The 23824-nt window shown below is 62.5% G+C and carries 23 protein-coding genes; 4 read left to right on the top strand and 19 right to left on the bottom strand.

Translation table 11 applies throughout. The features are described 5' to 3' along the window. Positions 1-6: 6 nt before the first annotated feature. The 7 genes from ASF45_RS34175 to ssb all read right to left on the bottom strand — a co-directional run bounded on the left by ASF45_RS34175 (position 7) and on the right by ssb (position 8730). Positions 7-2289 (bottom strand): ATP-dependent RecD-like DNA helicase, encoded by a 2283-nt coding sequence (locus ASF45_RS34175; protein ID WP_056655523.1) that lies wholly within the window; start codon positions 2287-2289, stop codon positions 7-9. Then, a complete protein-coding gene (locus tag ASF45_RS00995) occupies positions 2286-2729 on the bottom strand; it encodes a VPA1267 family protein (protein ID WP_056655521.1) in 444 nt (147 codons plus the stop codon). The genes ASF45_RS34175 and ASF45_RS00995 overlap by 4 nt, the downstream gene beginning before the upstream one ends. Before the next feature lie 4 nt (positions 2730-2733). After that, entirely contained in the window at positions 2734-3204 is a 471-nt protein-coding gene (locus ASF45_RS34170; RefSeq protein ID WP_082550738.1) for a hypothetical protein, read from the bottom strand. Next, positions 3201-5261 carry a hypothetical protein gene (locus ASF45_RS00990; RefSeq protein ID WP_056655518.1) on the bottom strand — a complete coding sequence of 687 codons (2061 nt, stop codon included), beginning with the start codon at positions 5259-5261 and terminating at the stop codon, positions 3201-3203. The genes ASF45_RS34170 and ASF45_RS00990 overlap by 4 nt, the downstream gene beginning before the upstream one ends. Next, positions 5254-6813: a site-specific integrase gene (locus tag ASF45_RS34165; RefSeq protein ID WP_200932091.1), complete on the bottom strand. Its 1560-nt coding sequence runs from the start codon at positions 6811-6813 to the stop codon at positions 5254-5256. The genes ASF45_RS00990 and ASF45_RS34165 overlap by 8 nt, the downstream gene beginning before the upstream one ends. Continuing rightward, positions 6794-8095, bottom strand: coding sequence for a site-specific integrase (locus ASF45_RS34160; RefSeq protein ID WP_082550736.1), 1302 nt, complete (start codon positions 8093-8095; stop codon positions 6794-6796). Before ASF45_RS34160 ends, ASF45_RS34165 begins: the two co-directional genes overlap by 20 nt. 128 nt (positions 8096-8223) lie before the next feature. Beyond that, positions 8224-8730, bottom strand: coding sequence for a single-stranded DNA-binding protein (gene ssb, locus ASF45_RS00985; RefSeq protein ID WP_056655515.1), 507 nt, complete (start codon positions 8728-8730; stop codon positions 8224-8226). 131 nt (positions 8731-8861) lie between these two features. On the opposite strand from ssb, the gene uvrA reads away from it, so the two are divergent. Continuing rightward, a complete protein-coding gene (gene uvrA / locus ASF45_RS00980; RefSeq protein ID WP_369802092.1) occupies positions 8862-11828 on the top strand; it encodes an excinuclease ABC subunit UvrA in 2967 nt (988 codons plus the stop codon). Position 11829: 1 nt separating this feature from the next. Here uvrA and ASF45_RS00975 read toward each other — a convergent pair whose 3' ends face one another. The 9 genes from ASF45_RS00975 to sucC form a co-directional block, all read right to left on the bottom strand. Beyond that, entirely contained in the window at positions 11830-12165 is a 336-nt protein-coding gene (locus tag ASF45_RS00975; RefSeq protein WP_056655512.1) for a YqjK family protein, read from the bottom strand. Continuing rightward, positions 12140-12511 (bottom strand): phage holin family protein, encoded by a 372-nt coding sequence (locus tag ASF45_RS00970; protein WP_056655510.1) that lies wholly within the window; start codon positions 12509-12511, stop codon positions 12140-12142. The genes ASF45_RS00975 and ASF45_RS00970 overlap by 26 nt, the downstream gene beginning before the upstream one ends. Positions 12512-12592: 81 nt before the next feature. After that, complete coding sequence (locus tag ASF45_RS00965; RefSeq protein WP_056655507.1) at positions 12593-12913, bottom strand: YqjD family protein; 321 nt, start codon at positions 12911-12913, stop codon at positions 12593-12595. Positions 12914-13260: 347 nt separating this feature from the next. Next, positions 13261-14055 (bottom strand): 3',5'-cyclic-nucleotide phosphodiesterase, encoded by a 795-nt coding sequence (locus ASF45_RS00960; RefSeq protein WP_056655504.1) that lies wholly within the window; start codon positions 14053-14055, stop codon positions 13261-13263. Between the two features lie 163 nt (positions 14056-14218). Beyond that, positions 14219-14893: an FHA domain-containing protein gene (locus ASF45_RS00955; RefSeq protein WP_056655502.1), complete on the bottom strand. Its 675-nt coding sequence runs from the start codon at positions 14891-14893 to the stop codon at positions 14219-14221. A 40-nt stretch (positions 14894-14933) separates the two neighbouring features. After that, positions 14934-15722, bottom strand: a complete 789-nt coding sequence (locus ASF45_RS00950) for a Stp1/IreP family PP2C-type Ser/Thr phosphatase (RefSeq protein ID WP_056655498.1) — start codon at positions 15720-15722, stop codon at positions 14934-14936. Positions 15723-16032: 310 nt separating this feature from the next. After that, entirely contained in the window at positions 16033-16719 is a 687-nt protein-coding gene (locus ASF45_RS00945) for a TerC family protein (RefSeq protein ID WP_056655495.1), read from the bottom strand. Positions 16720-16861: 142 nt separating this feature from the next. Beyond that, a complete protein-coding gene (gene sucD, locus ASF45_RS00940) occupies positions 16862-17755 on the bottom strand; it encodes a succinate--CoA ligase subunit alpha (RefSeq protein WP_056655491.1) in 894 nt (297 codons plus the stop codon). A 9-nt stretch (positions 17756-17764) separates the two neighbouring features. After that, the gene (gene sucC / locus ASF45_RS00935; protein ID WP_056655486.1) at positions 17765-18928 is read right to left on the bottom strand and encodes an ADP-forming succinate--CoA ligase subunit beta; all 1164 of its coding nucleotides are present in this window, start codon (positions 18926-18928) and stop codon (positions 17765-17767) included. Between the two features lie 187 nt (positions 18929-19115). On the opposite strand from sucC, the gene argC reads away from it, so the two are divergent. Further along, a complete protein-coding gene (gene argC, locus ASF45_RS00930) occupies positions 19116-20039 on the top strand; it encodes an N-acetyl-gamma-glutamyl-phosphate reductase (RefSeq protein WP_056657369.1) in 924 nt (307 codons plus the stop codon). Between the two features lie 14 nt (positions 20040-20053). Then, complete coding sequence (locus ASF45_RS00925) at positions 20054-20500, top strand: hypothetical protein (RefSeq protein WP_056655483.1); 447 nt, start codon at positions 20054-20056, stop codon at positions 20498-20500. Here the strand turns inward: ASF45_RS00925 and ASF45_RS00920 are convergent. Genes ASF45_RS00920 through recA form a run of 3 tightly spaced genes read right to left on the bottom strand, consistent with a single transcriptional unit; the run spans position 20466 to position 23191 of the window. Next, positions 20466-21680 carry an MFS transporter gene (locus ASF45_RS00920; protein WP_056655480.1) on the bottom strand — a complete coding sequence of 405 codons (1215 nt, stop codon included), beginning with the start codon at positions 21678-21680 and terminating at the stop codon, positions 20466-20468. The two genes, ASF45_RS00925 and ASF45_RS00920, sit on opposite strands and share 35 nt — an antisense overlap. Further along, positions 21681-22139 (bottom strand): recombination regulator RecX, encoded by a 459-nt coding sequence (recX, locus tag ASF45_RS00915; RefSeq protein WP_056655476.1) that lies wholly within the window; start codon positions 22137-22139, stop codon positions 21681-21683. Then, complete coding sequence (recA, locus tag ASF45_RS00910; RefSeq protein ID WP_056655473.1) at positions 22136-23191, bottom strand: recombinase RecA; 1056 nt, start codon at positions 23189-23191, stop codon at positions 22136-22138. Before recA ends, recX begins: the two co-directional genes overlap by 4 nt. A gap of 141 nt (positions 23192-23332) precedes the next feature. Here recA and ASF45_RS00905 point away from each other — a divergent pair, with 141 nt between their 5' ends. Beyond that, entirely contained in the window at positions 23333-23809 is a 477-nt protein-coding gene (locus ASF45_RS00905; RefSeq protein WP_056655469.1) for a MarR family winged helix-turn-helix transcriptional regulator, read from the top strand. The last annotated feature ends 15 nt before the right edge of the window (positions 23810-23824 follow it).

The raw sequence follows: 23824 nt of genomic DNA, 5'->3' as shown, positions 1-23824 counted from the left end.
TGTCGTTCAAGCTTCCACGGCTTCAGCGGGCTCCGGCGCCTCAACCAGAGACAAGCATCGCGTGAGGTGCAGATCAAGGGCGATATTTCTCTCTTGGCTTTTCGGTTCTGCTTCGACCGCAGTCTTCGCGGCAAGGAGATCTCCGGCGAGCAACACCTGGATCTGGGCGCGCGTGACGGCCGTGTACAGCAACGTACGATCGACCAGGCGATTCTGTGCAACCGGAACGATTACCCGGGCCCATTGGGAGCCTTGTGCTTTGTGAGTCGTGATGGCGAATCCCAGCTCAAAGTAGTCCAGAATTTCTTCCGTGACAGGCCGACGTATGCCATCGTCCCAATCTACCCAGGCAAGCGCAACGGAGTGCTGGCCCGCCCCTTCATCGGCAGACACTACGAAGTCAGGATGGGTCACCTCGACAATCTCTCCGATGGATCCATTCTGAAGTCCGTGGTCCCACAAATTCTTAATGCACAAGACGCGATCGCCGAGATGGAACCCCGTGTGCACAAGGCTCTTGTGCTGATCACTCCAACTCAGGACTGGCGGATTCTTTGAGGTGAAATGCGCCTGGCAGAGCGCGTTGATTCCCTTGGTTCCCTCTACACCACCGCGTCGGCTGCAGAGAATCTGCGAGTTCTCGGGATCGATCTTGAAGAGGTCAAGCACGGTGTCCGATAGTTCAGAACGACCATCGCTTGCAGAGACGTCGCATTCGATGAACGCGATGTCCGATTCGGCGTCGCTTGGCAAGATGGGCCATTGCCCCAGCCGAATCTCCATCGCTGCCTTCGCAATCTGCCCCCCGTACCGTTTGATCACGGTCAGTTGAGCCAGCGGAACTGCCGGCACATTCGTGAGTGCGTGCAACACAAGACCCGGGCCCACAGGCATGAGTTGAGCGGGGTCTCCAACCAGCACGATGCGAGGCGCATTGCCGAGCACATTGAACAGTCTGCTCATGGAGATGATGTCCACGAGACTTGCCTCATCAATTACGAACACATGCTGTTCGTTGAAGGCGCCTTCCTTGGCGCCTCTCAGGAAGGCTGCAATGGTCGAAGCTGGTCGATTCGTCGCTTCAAGCATTCGCTTGGCGGCCCTACCCGCAAGCGCAAGCTGAGTTATGGCGATGCCTGCTCGGTCGAAGATGGAGTACAGGGCTTTGAGAACCGTCGTCTTGCCGACACCGGCCCCCCCTGTTATCAGGGTAAACCTCTGAGCAGAGGCAAGAAGCACGGCCTTTCGCTGGTCCGCGTTCAGGTCGATGCCCTCGACTTTTTCGTGCTCGGTCAGGATCGATTCGATTTCATCTTCCGGGAGCAGATGCTTCGAAGATGCACTCAACCGGGAAGCGACGGCAAGAGCGACTTGTCGCTCCATCGCATAGGCCCCCAGCGGTTGCACACCATGCGGACCAATGACGAAGGCACCATTGGTGAGGCCCTCAGATAGCGACTTCTCGACAAGATGACGCCATCGGAAGCTCTTGGTCTGAGGACCCAACACGCCCTGCAAGATGCTCGTCATACGATGACTCAGCGCAGACGTGTGGCCTTGGCCAAAAAGCCGGTAGCACGCCTCCTCGATGGCGCCCTGAAGTCGGCGCGGATCGTCAGGTTCAATGGAGAAATGCTGCTGCGCCAGTTGATCTACCTGGCGCCAGGTGGCGCAGAAGGACAGGAGACGATAGGGATCTTCCTCCAGCTTTTGTGCCGTCTCGCGCCCAAAGAATTGAATGACTTTGCGTCCGATCGCTACGTCGAATTTCTTGGTCTGAAGCCACTGCAGAGTTCTCCCATCACCGCACGTGGCCCAGGCCTGAGCGATTTGGATGGCACTGTCCTGCGAGAGCACGGTAGCGAGTGCAGAGGTGTCGCCCTCATCAAGAATTCGATAGAGATCCTCCCCGAACGTCTCCCACAACCGGCGGGCCTTGACCGGTCCGATACCGACGAACGCATCGTTGTCTGACATGAACGCCACGATGTGCTCGCCAGACGGAAGCAACGGAACCAGTGTCTCGGCCTTGATCTGGACCTCTGTAATGAGGAAGCCATGAACCTCGCGCTTCATCTGCGACGATTCCCCGGACACCTGCCACCATTGCCCGACCTCGACCTTTGCGCCGGCAAGCACCTTGTGGCTGGCTTCGACTACCAGGTGCTGGCGAGCATCGAGCACCTTGCCCTGGAGATCGATGGGCCTTCCAGAAAAAATGCAGCCACCGAACCCACGTGGGTTGTCACTGCGAATCGAGATGACCCTGATGATTGCGTCGTCCGTCATCGTGGAATCCGGCCCGTCTGAGCCAAGGCCTCACGCAGCACCGCGTACTTTTCGAAGGCTTGCTTGAGTTCGGCGACCTCTGCCTTGAGTGCAGCGTTCTCCTGCTCCAAGCGGCGCAGGCGCTCAGATTCCTGAGCCGCCTTGAGCCGGCTAGGCTCTCGCATGGCGATCGCTGGTGAGCCCTTTTCTTCTGCGCTCTCATCAATCTTCGGCGGCAGCACGCCACGATGACGTAGATCGTCTTCCAGCTCGTTCAGCGCCTGCTTCACCCGCGGGTTCTGCCTGAAAGTGGAGGTGCCGAAGCCGCACTCTTTGGCCATGTTGGTGCGGTTGAGGATGCCCTTTGACTCCATGGCCCGGAAGTCGTCATCGGACTTCCCGAGTATCCAAACTTGAAATGTCTGCAGACTCTCTTCTGCAACTTGTCTCCCGCTGGCCATCAATCTAATCCTTTCTAGGCTTCGGAACTCTCGCCAGTCTCTTCTTGTCTTCCTTCGTCTTCTCGCGGTCCACTGGCAGCAGCGGCCGATTCAAGAAGTCTTCGTCGAGACCGCGACCGCTCGCGTTGTGGGCCCAACGCACAAACTGCTCAAGCAGCGAGTTGTTCTCATGAGTCAGCCGTCTCACGGTTGCTTCTAATCGTTCGATCGTCTGTTCAGCAGCCTTGAGCTCAGGAGTAAAAGAAGCAGCCTTTGCAGACGCTGGCTTGATCTCCTTGTTCTCATAGGCCGCCTGAATCTTGGCGTGCTTCGCCAATGTCTGTCGTGTGTAGGTCTGTGAGGTCCGATCCGCGATGGCTTCAATGAGCAGCTTCCACGTGAGCTTTCCAGACCAACCATCGATCAGCAGTGCAATGCGATCAATGTCGTCGTTCGTTAGATTTCTCGCGCGAGGTTTCTGCGCCGACTTCTTCACAGCTGGGCCTCGTCTTCAACAACCTGCCAAGCAAGCAGAGACGGCGTCACTTCCAAAGAGTCGCGCATACCCAAGGACTTCCGGTTCTCGAGTGCCTGACGCATGCGCGAAGGCTGCTCGATGGGGAGCAAGCGGATGAGCGCTCCTGGTCGCACGCTCGGGTCGTCGAGAAACTGGACGAGTTGCTTGAGCCTGTCGAAGATCATGCGTTGGTGTTGTACCCAGGGCGTTGCGCCGTAGAGCTGCTCCGATTCGGCGTCCTCTGCCGCCTTCAGCAAGATTTCTGTCTCGGCGTATCGAAGCCTCGCATTCCGCTCACCAGCTTCGTCGCCCTTGATGCAGACCTGCTCGTTGCATGCATCACAGTCACCGTGGATTGGGCATGGAGACTGCGCGAAGTCGTGGATGCAAAAGCCTAAGTCTGTGGTGTGTGCTGCACCGATGTTCATCAAAGCAGCGAATTCTTTGCGTGGAACTAGAGTCACGCGCGCCTGCGTAACCAGCTCGCCAAAGGACTTTTCCTGTTCCGCAGTCAAGTCCTTGATCTGCTGAATCGTGTCCCGATCAGATATGTGGTTATAGGCCGCGTTTTGGCGAATATCGGACCGGCCTGACCACTTGGCGATCTCGAATTCGTTCAGCCCTCCGCGGGCCGCAAGCGTATTGAGATAGTGGCGGAACTGGTGGGTTCGGATGGCGATGAACGATCCATCTTCTTCGAAAAATCCAAGCCGATCGAAGATCGACCCTTTTCCATGCTCGGAGTTGTTTCCCAAGCCCGTTGCTATCTTTCCATCATCAATGCGTTCGATGGCGCATCGATACGTTCCTCTGACTGCATGAAATTCATTCCTTCGGCATACGCACAGGGCCTCGCTATACAGCAGGCCCGTGATGGGCTCCATGATGGGGAATCCATCCGGCAACAGACCAATCACTGCAGCCTCAAAGGTGTCGAAATCAATCATGGCGTCTTGGCCGACGCCTTCGCACTTCACCTTCTTGCGTTCGCAAAAATTTAATGCGTTGCCTTTCCCCGTGGCGAACAAAGCATCTTCCGCCTCCTCCACGGTGATGAACTGCCTGGTTCGCAGGTGTTGCAGGTGATCAGGTAGGTACATCTGAGTGGGATGAACCTCGTACCAGCGCGCTACCTGGCGCGCTTCTTCTGTAGCCTTACGCACCCTCTGGAACGCCTCCTGGGCCACAGATGCCATAGTCGACGTGATCCACTTGATCATGGGCGCTGCGCCCTTGCCTGGCAGCCAGCGCAAGCCGTAGGCCAACGAGCCATCTGGCTTCTTGTCGGTGACTTCGGCATCGGTCTTCAGGATGAGGACCTCATGGATTCGGTCAGGGGCTGAGCAAAGTAGTGCTGCCACAGATGACACGATCACATCTACTGGCTCTACTGCTGCACGATAGGCTTTCGCAAGTGCTTCGAGGGCAAAAGGCGAAGGAAGCATCGCTTCGCGATGCGCGTCAAATTCCTCACCCACTCGTGCTGTTTTGGAAGATGGACGTGGAATTGGATTCTTCCAAGTCAAAGGCGCCGCGACAAGGCGATTTGTGTCCAAAAAATCCGCGATCATCGCCAGCTGGATCCCATTTCGGTAAGCGGTCTCCCCGGCGAAGTTTTCTCTTAGCAGTTGGCTGGCATGATTGAAGTGGCTTGCGTCTGCACACCATACCTCCGGTGACCCGCCACGGGCCAGACTTGCGCCGAGCGCTCTTAAAGCCGCTATTCGCCCGCCAATCGATGACGTCTTCTTGAGCGTATGCTGGTAGCGGAAGTAGGCCTTGGCGAAGTCTTGATAAGGCTGCGCCATCGATTCTGGCTGCGAGGCATCTGCAGTTTCCCAAGAGGAAAATACTGCTCTTACTTTCTTGCCGCTCGACTTGAGGGTGATTTCTTTCGACAGATCCCACAAGTCGCTATCGAAATCCAAGTCCTTGCCAAAGGCAGTCAATTGATCGCGGCATAGGGCAATAAGGTTGTGCACATTGGTCTTGGCATCGACCTCTCTGCGAGGGGAAAAAAGGACAACATCAGCCATGAATCAAGCCCTGTACTTCGCTCTTGATGTCCGCGCATTTTTGAACCACTGCGGCCACGGCAAGGATTGTTCGGTCATTCACTGAAGCCATACGCTGATCGGACTGGACCAAGAGCTTTTCTCTACGTTCAATAAGGTGATTCAGTACCGCCTCGTGGGGGCCATCCAGCCATGCTTCAAAGCTGTTGCACGTGTAGCAGGCGATCGGTGCGTTGAACCCGCAGAAGCTGTGCTGGCCACACTCCCCCATCGCGCGCCCACTTCGATCGATACGAAGGTCAATAATCTTCTTTGCAGGGTTCTTTGGGCCCTCAATGCCATCGACGAGCTTGCCCGCAAATGCTTGGGCCAACGGCGCAAGCTCCATTGCCACAGCCCGATCAATTCGCTCCAGAACAGCGGGTGAACTAGCGGCATACACGCCCACGTTCTGCGTGTCACTCTGGTCGAGCAATTCTGCGATCACTAACGGGGGATGGCCTTCCTCCGCGGCTCGAGTGCCGATCGTGCGGCGAAAACGAACCGGCATGATGTAGAGGGGCTGACCAGTGCGTTCAGAAACGACATTCAGGTCTTCGAGAACTGAGACGAGCGAGATCCTGAGCTGAGCTGGTGTTCTGTGAAATTCATAACCAGGAGCACCACGGTCTTCTCCAAGATTCAATGCTGGGAACAACGGGGCTTGGCTTGGATCATCCAAAATTCTCTCAAAATCTTTTTTCACGCGTCCCGCGTAAGCCAGCAGGACCTCGCCAAACTGCTCAATGATTGGTCTCTTCTTAAAAGCATGCCTTGGATCGGAGTACCCCTGTTTACACCTGGGGATCATGATGAAGAAAACGCGCTTCCCCTTCTCTATTTCATCTCCCACATCACGAACCTTGAGCGCTGCATACTGCTTATTTCTCTGACCAAGCAAGATATATAGCCAACTCAGCACATAGTCACTAGACGTGATTTCTCCAGATGTATACGCATTGTTTATTTCGCTTTGGATAGCTTCTACTTCAAGGTGAGTGAAGGGCCCTTTGTCGACGTCCATAGTTAAAACGGCCGCCCCTTTGGTGTTTCCTTTCAGGCGCTGTTGCTTGAAAAGAAGCACCACGTCGGGAGAGACACCATGGAAATTCAGGCGGGACCATTTCTTGAATAACCCAGCAAGAGCCGACAAATACCACCTGTTTGGCGCGGTCAGCGACGATCCATAGTTAAGGATGTCGATGACCTCTATTACGTCAAGCAATGCATTCGCCCCGCGATAGGCGCGAACGAAGTGAAGTAGGCGGTTGAACATGTTTTGAGCATGATCAGGCGATCTATGCTGGATGTACCACAACAAAACATGCTTCGCGGAATTAATAAAGCTTGATGAAGCATTGCCGAATTCGCGCCAGTTCATTCGGGGTTCGTTGACGCCATCGCGATAGAACCATACTTCTCCGTCACATTTGAATTGGTTGCCGCTTAGCGTTCGGATGGACAGAGGCAACGGTAGTCGGAGTTCATGCTGTGCATTGTCGGACTTGAACGTCTCAGTGATCGAAATTTTCATTCTTATCTTTTTTTGCAAAACTCTTAGCTTGCATTTCGAGCGATGCTTTATTAGCCTCTTCCCGCGTGAATCTCTGTAAATAAGTTGCTGCGGCCTTGGAGTTGTCCGACCAACCCATCTGTTGAATTCTCATTCTTAGCTCGTCTGCGGCGGGGACCTTCTTTTCTTGCATAAGCTTTGAAAAGTCGTCATTCCACGTATGTCGCATGATGTGCGGGTGCAACTCCTCCGGCAAATCAGGCACTCGGGTGCGTAGCTCAACAAATATCTTGTTCATGGCTGACTTGGTCAGGGGCGACCCAGTCCCTGTTGCCACAAGAAGCTTTCCATGCTTCTTTGCGCCAGGTATTTGGCTGCGAACTTTAGTTATGTAATTCCGAACCATGTTCGCCAACTCATTGCTTAGAGTGAGAAGACGGTCCCGGGTTTTGGCGTTCGGCGCGTCTAGCCGCGTCTCGGTCGGATCATCTGGCCGACGTGCGATCAGTACCTCGTTCAATCGGAAATTAAAGTCAGCGACCTCGAGGATTAGCGCTTCACTCCTCCGAATTCCGAGGTTGTGAAGCAACCTGAAGATCAGCTCATTTCTCGCGCGAGCGTGCTTGTTTTTCCAGGGATTTTCTGGAGACGATTGATCAATGACCTCGAGTGCCCGCTGCACCACTTCCTCGGACAAACCTTCACGCGCATTTTGCGTACTCCGCCCTCTGTCTTTTGGAATTCTCTCGCAAATAGTGTCCCGGAAGTTCTCTTGGATTAAGAGCAGCCTCTCTGTCAAGGAGCTATTTATGGTCAGAGAAAGGATGTATCGCTTGGTCAACCATGAGAGATAGTCACGGAAGTAGATCATCCGTATACCTGCAGTTCCTCTATGGACCAACTTCGAATTTGGAGTCTTCGCGGACCGCTTCTGCGAGCGCTTGATGGAAATGACCTTGGAGTCGTCGCGTACGGTTGAAGTAGCGGGCGTAAGAGCGTCAATCTGCTCCTGTGGCAGATACATCTTTTCAGTGAGCTCAGTTATCTCGCCCAACTCGAGCATGCGGCCTTCCCGAAGCCGACTTGTCAAGTCGATGCCTTGGTATTCAAGGATCTGGAGCCCAGCCATGATTGCCCTGGCCGCTTGCGTCATCGTTGCCGTGGCCAGGCCCGCAGACCGCATCTGGGACGAGAGGAAGACCGTGGGGTCGAAGAGTGGCTTGCCGGACGCGCGCTCAATCAGGAGCGGGAAGCGCTCACCAGACGTGAACTTGATTGTCCTGAGCTGGTAGCGACCAGACATGTTGACGTTTTCGATAAGTGATCGATAACCAACATGTTACACAGATCAGAAAAAAGGGTAAACAATGAAAAAAGCCCCGAGTGACAAGCACTTGGGGCTCTTTGTTTACATCCTAAAAAAATTCCGGCCTAGAACGGGATATCGTCGTCCATGTCGTCGAAACCGCTCGACGCCTTGGGCGCGGGAGCGGGCGCCGCACGTGGAGCGGCAGCTGGACGGGCCGGCGGCGCGGCCGGGCGGCGCGGCGCCTCGTAGCCACCGTCCTCGTCTCCGGAAGAGGGGCCGCCCATGCCTTGACCTTGGCGGGCACCCAGCATCTGCATCTGGTCGGCGCGGATCTCTGTGGTGTAGCGCTCGTTGCCGTCCTTGTCGGTCCACTTGCGCGTGCGCAGCGAGCCTTCGACATAGACTTGCGAGCCCTTGCGCAGGTACTGGCTGGCGATCTCGGCCAGGCGGTCGTTGAAGACCACGTTGTGCCACTCGGTGATCTCGCGCATCTCGCCGCTCTGCTTGTCCTTCCAGCGGTCGGTGGTGGCGATCCGCACGTTGCAGACCTGACCGCCGCTCGGGAAGGTGCGCGTTTCGGGGTCACGGCCCAGGTTGCCGACGATGATGACTTTGTTGACGGATGCCATGGTGTGCTGCCTGTGTGCTGCCGATGCGAGGGAAAAGGGCATCGATTGTGCCGCATCGGTGTCGGGCGAGGCGTGTCCCGCAGCGTGCAGCGCGCGCCGCTTATCATGGCGGGTTTTCCCGGACGCGCATCTTGAACGACCCCAAGGACGGCTCCTACCTCGCGACCGCGCTGCAGCTGCAGCGCATCAGCGTCCGCGGCGCGCGCACGCACAACCTCAAGAACATCGACCTGGACATCCCGCGCAACCAACTGGTGGTGATCACGGGGCTGTCGGGTTCGGGCAAGTCCTCGCTGGCCTTCGACACGCTGTACGCCGAGGGGCAGCGCCGCTACGTGGAAAGCCTGTCGACCTATGCGCGGCAGTTCCTGCAGCTGATGGACAAGCCCGATGTGGACCTGATCGAGGGGCTGTCGCCCGCGATCTCCATCGAGCAGAAGGCCACCAGCCACAACCCGCGCTCCACCGTGGGCACGGTGACCGAGATCCACGACTACCTGCGCCTGCTGTTCGCGCGTGCGGGCACGCCCTACTGTCCGGACCACGACCTGCCGCTGTCGGCCCAGACCGTGGCGCAGATGGTCGACGCAGTGTTGGCGCTGCCCGAGGGCACGCGGCTGATGGTGCTGGCGCCGATCGCGCGCGAGCGCAAGGGCGAGTTCACCGATGTCTTCGCCGAACTGCAGGCGCAGGGCTATGTGCGCTTTCGCATCGACGGGCAGGCCTACGATTTCGACAACCTGCCCAAGCTCAAGAAGACCGAAAAACACGACATCGACGTGGTGATCGACCGCATCAAGGTGCGGGTCGAGCAGGACGGCGCGGGCGGTGGCCTGCGCCAGCGCCTGGCGGAAAGCTTCGAAGCGGCGCTGCGGCTGGCCGATGGCCGCGCGATCGCACTGGAGATGGACGCCGCGCCGAACGCCGATGGCTCGCCGGGGCAGCCGCGCGAGCACCTGTTCAACGCCAAGTTCTCCTGCCCCGTCTGCGGCTATTCGATCAGCGAACTGGAGCCGCGGCTGTTCTCGTTCAATTCGCCGGTCGGCGCCTGTCCCAGCTGCGACGGGCTGGGCGCCCAGGAGTTCTTCGACCCCACGCGTGTGGTCGGCTTTCCGACCTTGAGTCTGGCCAGTGGTGCCATCAAGGGCTGGGACCGGCGCAATGGCTACTACTTCGCGTTGGTCGAAAGCCTGGCCAAACATTACCGCTTCAATGCCGAGCTGCCGTGGGACGAGCTGCCCGCGGAGGTGCGCCAGGTGGTGCTGCACGGCTCGGGCGAGGAAGAGATCAAGTTCAGCTACGTCATGGAGTCGGGCAACTTCCAGGGCAAGAAGCTGACCAAGAAGCACCCCTTCGAAGGTGTGATCCCCAACATGCAGCGCCGTTACCGCGAGACAGATTCGTCGGTGGTGCGCGAAGACCTGGCCCGCTACCGCAGCGTGCAGCCCTGCCCCGAATGCCATGGCTCGCGGCTGCGCCGGGAGGCGCGCCATGTGAAGGTGGGCGAGGGAGCGCAGGCGCGGGCGATCTACGAGATCAGCGGCGCCACGCTGCGCGAAAGCCAGGCCTACTTCGACGGTCTGCAGTTGCACGGGGCCAAGGCGGACATCGCGGCCAAGGTGGTGCGCGAGATCGGCCTGCGCCTGAAGTTTCTGAACGATGTCGGTCTGAACTACCTGAGCCTGGACCGCAGCGCCGAGACGCTGTCGGGCGGGGAGTCGCAACGCATCCGGCTGGCCTCTCAGATTGGCTCGGGCTTGACCGGCGTGATGTACGTCCTGGACGAGCCCAGCATCGGCCTGCACCAGCGCGACAACGACCGTCTGATCGGCACGCTGCAGCATCTGCGCGACCTGGGCAACAGCGTGCTCGTGGTCGAACACGACGAAGACATGATGGCCGCCGCCGACCATGTCATCGACATGGGGCCGGGTGCCGGTGTGCATGGCGGGCGTGTGGTGGCCCAGGGCGACATTGCCGCCATCAAGGCCAATGCCGATTCGCTCACGGGCCGCTACCTGTCCGGGACCCTGCGCATCGACGTGCCCGCGCGGCGCACGCCCTGGCTGCCGGCCACGGGCGATGCCGCCAACGGTGCGCTGCAGACCATCGGCGTGCGTGGCGCGCGCGGCCACAACCTCAAGGGCGTGGACGTGGATTTTCCGGTCGGGCTGTTCACCTGCGTGACCGGTGTGTCGGGCTCGGGCAAGTCCACGCTGGTCAACGACACCTTGTACGCGGCGGCGGCGCGCCAGATCTACCGGGCACACGAGGAACCGGCGGCGCACGACGAGATCGCCGGGCTGGAACAGTTCGACAAGGTCATCAACGTCGACCAGTCGCCGATCGGCCGCACGCCGCGCAGCAACCCGGCCACCTACACGGGCCTGTTCACGCCGATCCGCGAGTTGATGGCCGAAGTGCCGATGGCGCGCGAGCGCGGCTACGGCCCCGGGCGCTTCTCCTTCAATGTGGCCGGCGGGCGGTGCGAGGCTTGCCAGGGCGACGGCGTCGTGAAGGTCGAGATGCACTTCCTGCCGGACGTCTACGTACCTTGCGATGTCTGCCACGGCGAGCGCTACAACCGCGAGACGCTGGAAGTCGTCTACAAGGGCAAGAACATCGCCCAGATCCTGGACTTGACAGTCGAGGCGGCCTACGACTTCCTGCAGGCGGTGCCCGCGCTGGCCCGCAAGCTCAAGACGCTGCTGGATGTGGGGCTTTCGTACATCAAGCTGGGCCAGGCGGCGACCACGCTGTCGGGCGGCGAGGCGCAGCGGGTCAAGCTGGCGCTGGAGCTGTCCAAGCGCGACACCGGCCGCACGCTGTACATCCTGGACGAACCGACCACTGGCCTGCATTTCGCAGACATTGATCTCTTGTTGCGCGTGCTGCACCAGCTGCGCGATGCGGGCAATACCATCGTCGTGATCGAACACAACCTGGATGTGATCAAAACAGCCGATTGGCTGATCGACATGGGACCGGAGGGCGGCGCCGGTGGCGGCCAGGTGCTGGCCGTCGGCACGCCCGAGCAGATCGCCGCGCACGCGGCCAGCCACACGGGCCGCTACCTGCGCCGCTATCTGGCGGCTTGATTCAACCGGGAGGGCGGTTCAGCTGACGCTGGATCACTTGGGCGAAATTGCGGGCGGTGCGCCAGGTGCGCCAGACCAAGAGGCCGCGCTTCATCCAGCGACCCAGGGAGCGCGGCCGGCGCAGCACCAGCACGGCGCCGATGGCGCCCATGGCCCACGGATGTCGCTGTACGAACGTGCGCGCAGCCTGCACGGTGTGTGCAACGCGTTCGCCGAACTGCAGCAGGTGCGCCACAGGGGCGAACTGGGCTGGCAACTGGCTGCGCTGCGCGCCGATGCGTTCCAGCAAGCGGCCGCGCTCGCGCTCCAGCTCAGCGAGGCTCTTGCGGCGGCGCATGCTGGGCCGTCTCCTTCAGCTGCCGCAGATCCTCCTGCAACTCCGCCAGACTGGCGGCGAAGGGATGGTCCTGCATGGCGCGCCGGCTGCGGACCAGGTGTTGCAGCCAGAACGCGGCCGCAGCGAACAGGACCAGCAGGACGCACAACACCGCGACGCGCTGTTCCCACCACAGCGCCAGGACGAGCCCGACCGCCATCAGCAGGGCCATGCACAGGAAGAACACGGCGAGCAGCGCCTGCGCCAGCATCTGCAGCGCGCGGTGCTTCTCGATCTGGATCTCGTTGCCGATCAGCTGCAGCCGTGTCTGGGCGAGATCCAGCAGGGTCGACAGCATGCGGCGCATCGCACCGACCGGGCCGACACCCGAGGCCGCGCCGCGGGGGCCGCTAGCCATGCCAGGTTCCGAGGATGGGGTGCGGGGCAATCAACGCCGGCCGAGGGCCAGGCCCAGCAGCACGCCGGCCGCGGCGGCGACGCCAATGGCGGTCCAGGGCGACTCGTGCACGTATTCATCAGTGGCACGTGCCGCTGCCTTGGTCTTGGCCAGCAGGGCTTCTTCTGCATCGACGAGGCGCAGCTTGGCGTCGTGCAGGCGGACCTGGATGCGCGCACGCAGGTTGTTGACCTTCTCTCCAGCCTGGTCTGCGGTGGCGCTCAACATTTCTTCGGCATCGGAGATCACGGACTTGATGTCGCTGACCAGTTGCTCTTGGGATTCGACGCTGGATGCACTCGCTTTGGACATGGGATCCCCCTTCTGTGATGATGGAAAACGGAATGTATGCAGAGTAGCAGATCCCGGCGGCGCTTCGGCCTTCCGGCCGTGCCGCAAGGGTTTTTGCTGAAGCGAAGACTACACTGAGACAGGCATACCTTCGCAAGCCATCAGAGAGGTTTTGATGAAGGACAAGGCGTACTTTTGGAACGTCGGCCTTGCAGCACGCTGCTGCGGCAGTGGCGGCGGGACATGCGTCCTTCGCAACGGCGCTGCTGCTCTCCGCTGCACTGTCCTGCCCGTCGTGATCCCGACGCTGATGCCGTGGTGCCTGCTGGCGATCGACTTCTCTATGGCGCCCCGGCCACGACCCGGTCTTAGATCTCGAATTCCTGGCCAGCTTCCAGCCAGCGGATGTCATGCGCGCCGGGCTGGCTGTGGTGCGTGGCGTTGCGGTCGAACTGGTCGATCTCGGCCATGATCAGGACGGTCTCCGACGGCTTGGTGTGCGTGATGTAGACCGGCACGTTGCGGGCGTGGTCCATGTGGGCCAGTTCTTCCGCCAGCGCGATGGGCGACAGGTGCAGGCTGCGCCGGGCGAGTTCCTGCTCGCGGTTGCTGAACGCGGTTTCGATCACCAGCATCGACACATCCAGCTGCTCCAGGCGTTGCCAGAACGCCGGGTTGCGTTCCGTGTCGCCGGTGAACACCCAATACGCCCCCCCAGCCGAGACGGCATAGCCGCAGGCCGGCACCGTGTGCACCGCCGGCAAAGGTTCGATGGTCTTGCCGCAGACCTGGACTGCCGTACCGATCTCGATCTCGTGGAAACGCACGAAGGGAGCGGTTTCCGATGGGATCCGGCTGAAGTCGGGCCAGATCACGTTGTTGAAGACATGCGCCTTGAGCGCTGCGATGGTGCCCGGCAGCGCGTGCACGCTGATGGGCTTGGTCCGTTGCGACGCGATGGCATCGACCATGAGTGGAAGCGCGGCGATGTGGTCCAGGTGCGAATGGGTCAGGAACACATGGTCGATCAGGCGCATCTCATCCAGGCTCAGGTCTCCCACGCCAGTGCCGGCGTCGACCAGCACGTCGGCATCGAGCAGGAAGGACGTCGTGCGACAGTCCTTTGCAATGGCGCCGGAACAGCCGAGCACGCGCAGTTTCATCCGGTTCCTTCGGTGAAATAAGGGAGTGGGCGCCCGACACTCCAAGCCAGGACGCGATGCCGAAGGCTACAGGCAGTGGTGACCCGCTGTCGAGAAATTTTGCTGATTCCGTCGCGAACAATGTCCTGCACTTGCACGATCTGCCGAGCGCTGCGCTGCCCGCTCAAAGGCTGTGGAGGAACTCCATCTGCGTGCCGGCCAGTTGGAGCACGTCGCCGTGCTTGAGGTCCACTGGCGTCGTGCCGACGGTGGTGCCGTTCACGATCGGAGCGTGTGCTCCCTCCACATGCACGACCACATAGCCGTGGGGGCGGCGCGTGATGGCGGCAACCGCCACACCCGGCTTGCCGATGGTGGTGACGACCTTGACCAGCGCAACTTCGCGGCCGGCGGCCGAGCCGGAGGTCACGCGGATCGATGCAGGGCCGGTCGCTGCTTCCAGGTCGGCACCCAGAACGGTGTCGAAGGCCCGACGCTGTGGTGTCGGGGCTTCGGCGCGCGCGGCAGTGGGCGCTGGCGCCACTGGTGCCCGTGCTTCGTTGCCGTCCTGCGCATCGTGCAGGAACTTGATCTTGTACTTGCCGATCTCGACCATGTCGTTGTGGCGCAGCACCTGCTTGCGGATGGGGCGGCTGTTGACGTAAGTGCCATTGGTGCTGTTGAGGTCTTCCAGCTGCACTTCGTTGCCGGCGATCAGCACGGCAGCATGCTCGCCGCTGACGGCGAGATGGTCGATCACGACGTCGTTGTACGGGCGCCTGCCGAGCGTCGTGCGGTCCTTGGTGAGCTGGACTTCCTTGATGACTACACCGTCGATCGAGACGATCAACTTTGGCATGGCCGGCTCCTGGGTCTGATCATTTGGATGTCAATGGATTTCAAGTGCGCAGGAGCCTGGAAACCAGGCCGGGCCGGTTGGCTGGGGTGGACATCGCCTGTGCGAGCAGGACGGTGATGTTATCCCGGCCGCCATTGGCGTTCGCGCGGTCGATGAGGCGGCGGGCCTTGTGCTCGAGCGAGCCGGTGGCGCGCAGGATGTCCTCGATCTCGCTGTCGTTCGCCATGTCCGACAGCCCGTCCGAGCACAGCAGGTAGAGATCGCCGGCTTCCACTGCAAACTCGTTGAGGTCGAGCTCGGCCCCGGACTCGATGCCCAGGGCCCGCGTGACGAGATTGCGCTGCGACGATACGGCGGCCTGCGCGGGCGTGATCAGCCCGGCATCGAGTTGCTCCTGCAGCAAGGAATGGTCGCGCGTGATCTGCTGCAGCTGCCCTTCGCGCAGCCGGTAGGCGCGCGAATCGCCGACGTGGCCAAGTACCAAGCGTTGCTCATGGAACGTGGCGATGACCAGCGTGGTGCCCATTCCGGCGCAGTCCGGGTCGGCACGCGCCGTGCTCAGGATGGCCTGGTTCGCATGCTGCACGCAACGCTCCATGGCCTTGCGGACTTCGCGCACGGAAGCGCCGGGCCCCGCTGTGGCGTACCAGGCAGCGAGTTCGGCGAGGATGACGTTGACGGCCATGTTGCTGGCCACCTCCCCGGCGTTGTAGCCGCCCATGCCGTCGGCCAGCACGCTGCAACCGCAGACCGGGTCAAAAGCCGCGGCGTCCTCGTTGTTGTGGCGCAGTCGGCCGGGATGGGTCAACGTCTGGAACTGGTAGTTCATGGCGCGCCCGGCCGATCACCATCCCGGCCGATGGATAGGCCCGGACCACGTGTATGGAGGTTGGTGTGCTGTACCTGCACTCGTGCCCTTTGCCTGGCTTGCGTCTGCATGGAAATGCCACGCATGCAGGCAAAGGGCGCTCAGCGGCTAGGGCCAGCAGCAGTGCACCGAACAAGGCCAGGGCGTGGACTCCACATTCTGTTACATGGCGAGGCGATTTGCCGCAGCGCAAGAAAAAATTTCGCCCCAACGGGGCGAAATGGTGCGCTGTCTGCGCTGTTCCTGCAACAGCGCGGCGTCGGAGGGCTGCTCAAGCGTTGCCGCGGCGCTGCAGCCAGTTGCCCAGCGCCACGACGAGCACGGCGCCGGCCAGACCGGCGGCCTTGACCGTGGTTTCGCTGACGGCACCGATGTACTGGCCCACTGCCGGATCGGTCAGCAGCATCTCGCCGGCCAGGAAGCCCAGCAAGGCTGCGCCGATGGTGATGATGATAGGGAAGCGCTCCATCACCTTGGTCAGCATCGAGGCACCGAACACGATCAGTGGCACGCTGACCAACAGGCCCAGCACCAGCAGCGGCATGTTGCCCTGCGCTGCGGCCGCGACGGCCAGCACGTTGTCCAGGCTCATGACCAGATCGGCCACCAGGATGGTGCGGATGGCATTGAACATGCCGGAGACTTCGGCGCTTTCGCCGTCACCATCGCCTTCGCCCATCAGCAGATCCACCCCGATGTAGGCCAGCAGGCCGGCACCGGCGATCTTCAGGAACGGCAGGGTCAGCAGGCGGATCGCCACGATGGTCAACACGATCCGCATCACGATGGCGGCGGCGCTGCCGAAGAAGATGGCCTTGCCGCGCTGCTCGGGCTTGAGCGTGCGCGCGGCCATGGCGATGACCACGGCGTTGTCGCCCGACAGCACCACATTGGCGAGCAGGATGGAGCCGAAGGCGCTCCAGAAGGCGGCGGAAGACAGGTCAAGACCCAGGAACATGGACAATTTCTCCGGCTGTTATGAATGCGAAAGCGCCCGGGAAGGGCGCTTTCTTGTATGCCGGGTCAGTTTACCCAGCAATCCGGAGCGGCGCAGTTCGTGGAACTGCGTAGCCTGACCAGAACCTGACCGGTTCCGGTTTTTACAGCTTGGACTTGAGCAGCTTGCCCAGTTCCGAGAAGTTGCGCGTGATCGTGAAGCCGCACTCTTCCATGATGGCCAGCTTGGCGTCGGCCGTGTCGGCGCCGCCGGAGATCAGCGCACCGGCATGGCCCATGCGCTTGCCCGGGGGCGCGGTCACGCCAGCGATGAAACCGACCACCGGCTTCTTCATGTTTTCCTTGCACCAGCGGGCTGCGTCCGCCTCGTCCGGGCCGCCGATCTCGCCGATCATGATCACGGCGTCCGTTTCCGGATCGTCGTTGAAGGCCTGCATCACGTCGATATGCTTCAGGCCATTGATCGGGTCGCCACCGATGCCGACGGCGCTGGACTGGCCCAGGCCGATTTCGGTCAGCATGGCCACGGCTTCATAGGTCAGCGTGCCGGAGCGCGAGACCACGCCCACGCGGCCCTTGCGGTGGATGTGGCCGGGCATGATGCCGATCTTGATCTCGTCGGGCGTGATCAGGCCAGGGCAGTTCGGGCCCAGCAGCAGCGTCTTCTTGCCACCGGCGGCTTCCTTGGCCTTCATCTTGTTGCGCACTTCCAGCATGTCCCGGACCGGGATGCCTTCGGTGATGCAAATCGCCATGTCCAGGTCGGCCTCGACGGCTTCCCAGATCGCGGCAGCGGCGCCCGGAGGCGGCACGTAGATCACCGACACGGTGGCGCCGGTTTGCTGGGCGGCTTCCTTGACGGAGGCGTAGATCGGGATGTTGAAGATCGACTCGCCGGCCTTCTTCGGGTTCACACCGGCGACGAAGGCGTTCTTGCCGTTCGCGTATTCCTGGCACTTTTCCGTGTGGAATTGGCCGGTCTTGCCGGTGATGCCCTGGGTGATGACCTTGGTGTCTTTGTTGATGTAGATCGACATGACGCTTCCTTACTTCTTGACCGAGGCCACGACCTTCTGGGCCGCGTCCGCCATGGTGTCTGCGGCGATGATGGGCAGGCCGGATTCGGCCAGCATCTTCTTGCCCAGTTCTTCGTTCGTGCCCTTCATGCGCACGACCAGCGGCACGGACAGGTTCACGGCCTTGCAGGCTGCGATCACGCCGGTGGCAATGGTGTCGCACTTCATGATGCCGCCGAAGATGTTGACCAGGATGGCCTGGACGTTCTTGTTCTTCAGCATGATCTTGAAGGCTTCGGTCACCTTCTCGGGCGTGGCGCCACCGCCGACGTCCAGGAAGTTGGCCGGCTCGCCGCCGAACAGCTTGATGGTGTCCATGGTCGCCATGGCCAGGCCGGCGCCGTTCACCAGGCAGCCGATGTTGCCGTCCAGGCTGATGTAGGCCAGGTCGAACTTGGAGGCTTCCACTTCGGCCGGGTCTTCCTCGTCCAGATCGCGCAGGGCGACGATCTCGGGGTGGCGGAACAGCGCGTTGCTGTCGAAGTTGAACTTGGCGTCCAGGGCGATCACGTTGCCCTTGCTGTCACGGTTCAGCGGATTGATCTCGACCAGCGAGGCGTCCGTTTCCATGTAGCAGGTGTAGAGCTTCTTCAGGATGTCGACGGTCTGCGCGGTCGACTCGGCCGGCATGCCGATGCCGTCGGCGATTTCCTTGGCTTGCGCGTCGGTCAGGCCTTCCTTGGGGTCGGCGAACACCGTGATGATCTTCTCGGGCGTGGAGTGCGCCACTTCCTCGATGTCCATGCCGCCTTCGCTCGATGCGATGAAGGCCACCTTCTGCGTGGCGCGGTCGGTCACGGCGGAGATGTAGTACTCCTTCTGGATGTCGGCACCGTCTTCGATATACAGGCGACGGACCTTCTGGCCTTCCGGGCCGGTCTGGTGCGTCTTGAGCTGCATGCCCAGGATCTGGCCAGCCAATTCCTTGACCTGCTCGATGCTCTTGGCCACCTTCACGCCGCCACCCTTGCCGCGGCCACCCGCGTGGATCTGGGCCTTGACCACCCACACCGGGCCGCCGAGTTTCTGGGCGGCCTCAACCGCCTCCTGCACCGTGTAAGCCGGAATGCCGCGGGGCACCGGTACGCCGAACTTGGCAAGGATTTCCTTGCCTTGGTACTCGTGAATCTTCATGAGGAGGTCTCTCGGAAGAGGGTTGGGGACGGAGAGGCGAAACGGGCTTCGCTGTTGTCCACCAGCGACGGATGCTTGACAACCAGACGGCGGACAGCCGGCGACTGTATCATGGTGCGTTGCACCAATTTTGTGCGGTCAACACGTACGAACCCGCATAAAGCGTACCTTCAAGCGAGTGAACACCATGGCCAAAGTCTTCATCGATGGCGAAGCCGGCACCACCGGCCTGCAGATCCGCGAGCGGCTGCAGGCCATGCCGCAGATCGAACTCGTCAGCATCGCGCCCGAGCTGCGCAAGGACGTCGCCGCCAAGCGCGACCTCATGGCAGGCGTGGATCTCGTCGTGCTGTGCCTGCACGACGACGCGGCCATCGAGTCGGTCGCGCTGATCGACCAGCTGCAGGGCAAGAAGCCCAAGATCGTCGACGCCTCCACAGCCCACCGCGTGAACCCGGCCTGGGTCTTCGGCTTCCCCGAACTCGTGGCCGGCCAGGCTGCGCGGGTCGCGCAGGCCGACCGCGTGGCCAACCCGGGCTGCTACGCCACGGGTGCCATCGCCATCGTGCGGCCGCTGGTCGATGCCGGGCTGCTGCCCGCCGATTTTCCGATCGCGCTGCCTTCCGTCAGCGGCTACTCGGGTGGTGGCCGCACCATGATCGAGGCCTACGAGAAGAACGAGGCACCGCTGTTCGAGACCTACGCGCTGGGCCTCAAGCACAAGCACATCCCCGAGATCATGGCCTACACGGGGCTCACGCGCCGGCCGGTCTTCATCCCCTCGGTCGGCAACTTCCGCCAGGGCATGCTGGTGCAGCTGCCGCTGCACCTGGACGACCTGCCGGGCAAGCCGCGCGCGGCCGACCTGCAAGCGGCGCTCGCCAGCCACTACGCCAAGAGCAACACGCCCGAGCAGTTCGTGCAGGTGCTGCCGCCCACCGACAGCGGCAAGCTCGACGCGCTGGCGCTGAACGACACCAACCAGCTCGAGATCCGCGTGTTCCCGAACGAAGACGCGCGCCATGCCGTCGTCATCGCGCGGCTGGACAACCTGGGCAAGGGCGCCAGCGGCGCCGCGGTGCAGAACCTGAAGCTGATGCTGGGCCTCTGAGCCTGGCGCCGGCCATGCCGCCCGGCGTGCTGTGCACCGGTCTGCCGCAGCAGACCGTGCTGGCGTGGCAGTTGGCGGGCGAAGCACCATCCAGTCTGGCCATCGGCGTCGGCATCACGCAGCTGGCCGACCAGGCCCTGCACCATGTGCCGCCCCGGCCTTCGGAGCTGGAACACGCGATCGATCTGGTCGAAGAGGCGCTCACGGGACTGCCCCAGTCCTGGCCTGCCGGTGCACTGTTGCAGCCGGCCGGCCTGTTCGACGTGGTGCTGCCGCACCTGGAAGGCCATGAGCGGTCAGCGGTCGAAGACCTGTTCCAGCGCCTGGCGTCCTGGTCGCTCGGCCATCCCGGTGCCGCGCAGGGCCTGCCGCAGGACCGCGTGTTCATCGCCGCCGCCCTGCTGCTGCGCGAACTGACGCACCACCTCAGCTTCGAGACGCTGGCACCAAACGCGGGCTGAAGGCATAGGGCAGCGCGCCCAGCAGCACCAGCACGCCGGCGCAGCCGAAGATGGCCGACCAGGTCCACTCCAGCGACCAGCCGGCGCGCTGGCCGGTGTCGGCGATCTGGCCGAAGGCCCAGGCCGTCAGCGCCGAGCCCAGGAACACGAAGCTGTTCAGCACGCCCAGGCCGCGCCCGCGCAGGGCCGGCGGCAGCAACTCGCGGCCGTGCGTCATGACGAGGGGGTGCAGCATGCCGATGGTCACCAGCAACGTCATCGACGCCAGGTGCGCCAGCATGGCGCCGCCGCCCGGCCAGAGCACCAGCACCAGCGCACCGGCCAGCGACAGCAGCGTCCAGCCCAGCACGGTTGCGCGCAGCCCGTTGCGGCGCACCAGCCGCGGCAGCAGCAGCGCGGTGCCGAAGCAGGCGATGGTCACGGCCGACAGCGCCAGGCCGCGGCCCTGCGTCTGCAGCCCGAACAGGTCTGCCAGGTACGGGCCACCCCAGGCGTTGCGAAAGCTGGTGCCGGCCGCCATGGCCACGCACAGCGGAATCAGCGTCCAGAGTGCCGGTCGCAGCAGCAGTGCGGTGCTGGAACCCAGCATGGCCATTGGCGTCTCGCGGCGCGCGTCGGCATCGCCCTCGTCGTGCAGCGAGCGCCACACGGCCACACAGGCCAGCAGCATGCACAGCCCGGCGAGCGCCATCCCAGTGCGCCAACCCAGGTGCTGTGCGACCCAGCCCAATGGCAGCGTGGCGCACAGCGCGCCCAGCATGCCGGTGGCGTTGGCACGGCCGACGAAGGCGACGTACTGCGCATTGGGCAGCTGCGCCCCGGCGTAGTGCATGAGGCCCATGAACACGGGCGCGCAGGCCAGGCCCAGTCCAGCCTGGGCCAGCATGGCCGTCGGCCCGTTCGGCGCGAACACGAACAGCAGCGAGGACGCCACGCCGACGGACATCAGCCAGCGCGTGGGCCGGCCTACGCCGTAGCGGTCGAAGGCGATGCCGACCGGGATCTGCGCGACCGCAAACGAGAGGAAGAAGCAGGAGGACAGCAGACCGAAACCGGCGGCCGACAGGCCGAGGTCGCGTTGCAGTTCGGGTGCGATCACGGCCAGGCAGCTGCGGAAGAACTGGCTCAGGCCGAAGGCGAAGGTCAGCGCCGAGAGGGCGCGTGCAGGAGAGGCGGGCATTCAGTCCGCATTGTCGGGCCGGTGCCGCAGCACGCGCGTCACCACCGCGCCCGAGAAACCACGCGCCAGCAGGAAGCGGCTTTGCCTGGCGTGTTCGCGCGCATCGGCTGCCGGCGCGAAGCGGCGCTGCCACAGCGCCAGTGCGCGTTCGAACTCGCTGTCGGCCAGGCCGGCCACGGCCTCGGTGATGGCGGCCGATGCCACCCCCTTGCGTTGCAGTTCCTGGCGCAGCCGCAGTGCGCCGTACTGGGCCGCGCGCTGGTGCAGCACGGACTCGACCACGCGCGCCTCGCTGATGAAGCCCTTGGCCTGCAGCTCGTCGAGTGCGCGCGCGAGTTCCTCGGGGTCTTCGGTGTGGCGCGCCAGCTTGCGCTCGAGCTCGGGGCGCGAATGCTCGCGCTGGGACAGGTAGCGCAGCGCCCTGCCTTTCAGCGAGAGCGCAGGCCGGGCGCCGGTCACTCGCCCTTGGCGGGCGCAGCAGCGGGCGGCAGCAGCGCGATGCCCAGGTTCTCGCGCACCTTGTTCTCGATCTCGCGCGCCAGGTCGGCGTTCTCGCGCAGGAACTCGCGCGCGTTGTCGCGGCCCTGGCCGATCTTCTCGCCGTTGTAGGCGTACCAGGCGCCGGACTTGTCGACGATGCGCGCCTCCACGCCCATGTCGATGATCTCGCCTTCGCGCGAGATGCCCTCGCCGAACAGGATGTCGAACTCGGCCGTCTTGAACGGTGGCGCCACCTTGTTCTTGACCACCTTGACCTTGGTCTCGTTGCCGATGGCCTCGTCGCCCTTCTTGATCGTGCCGGTGCGGCGGATGTCGATGCGCACCGAGGCGTAAAACTTCAGCGCGTTGCCGCCGGTGGTGGTCTCGGGGCTGCCGAACATCACGCCGATCTTCATGCGGATCTGGTTGATGAAGATGACCATGCAGTTGGTCTTCTTGATCGTGGCCGTGAGCTTGCGCAGCGCCTGGCTCATGAGGCGGGCCTGCAGGCCGGGCAGGGAGTCGCCCATTTCGCCTTCGAGTTCGGCCTTGGGTGTCAGCGCGGCGACCGAGTCGACCACGATCAGGTCCACGGCGCCCGAGCGCACCAGGCTGTCGACGATTTCCAGGGCCTGCTCGCCAGTGTCGGGCTGGCTGATCAGCAGCTCCTGCAGGTTCACGCCGAGCTTCTGCGCGTACTGGATGTCCAGCGCGTGCTCGGCATCGACGAAGGCGCAGGTGCCGGCCTGCTTTTGCATCTCGGCGATGACCTGCAGCGTCAGCGTGGTCTTGCCGGAGGATTCCGGGCCGTAGATCTCGACCACGCGGCCGCGCGGCAGGCCGCCCACGCCCAGCGCGATGTCCAGGCCCAGCGAGCCGGTGGAGACGACCTGGATGTCTTCGATCACCTCGCCTTCGCCCAGGCGCATGATGGTGCCCTTGCCGAATTGCTTTTCGATTTGGGCCAGGGCGGCCTGCAAGGCCTTGGTGCGTTCTGCTTGGGCGGGATTGGTCTTCACTGCGGCGTCCATGAAAAATCTCCTTGAGATCAATGACTTGCAAACTGCACCCGGACTGTGACTACATACTGTCTGGATGCTTGACCAGTAGTGTATTGCAGGCATTGATCTTGAGAATCATGTTTTTTAGTCAGTTTGCCTTACGATTTACGGATGCAGACCACCGACCCCAAAGAGGCCTGGCGCACCACCCATCTGGGCCGCCTGATGGGTGAGGCGCTGCGCCGCTTCGACGCCCGCGTGCTGGCACTCATGGCCCACGATGTGCAGGTGCCTCTGGCCCTGTCGAACCTCGCGGCGCGGGCCCAGGTCAGTGCCGCCCACGTGCACATCACGCGCCACCTGGACGTGGCCGGCACGCGGCCCGGCGTGCTGGCCGAGCGTGCCGGCATGAGCAAGCAGGCGATGGGCGATCTCATTGCGCAGTGCGAGGCCTGGGGCCTGGTCACGCGGGCGGCCGACCCGCATGATGCGCGTGCCCGTGTCGTGCGCTTTACCCCGGATGGCCTGGCCTGGCAGCAGGCCTTCCGCAGCGCGCTGGCGCAGGCCGAGGCCGAATTCCGCGAGGCCGTGGGGCCTGAAGTCGCCACCGTGGTCGCATTGGGCCTGGAAGCCTATGCCGGCTCCTAAAATTTCCGTTTCGCC

The sequence above is a fragment of the Pseudorhodoferax sp. Leaf265 genome (assembly GCF_001422365.1).
Lineage (GTDB): Bacteria > Pseudomonadota > Gammaproteobacteria > Burkholderiales > Burkholderiaceae_C > Pseudorhodoferax.
The sequence above is the reverse complement of the archived record's forward strand: the minus strand, read 5'-3'. Positions and strand labels throughout refer to the sequence as shown.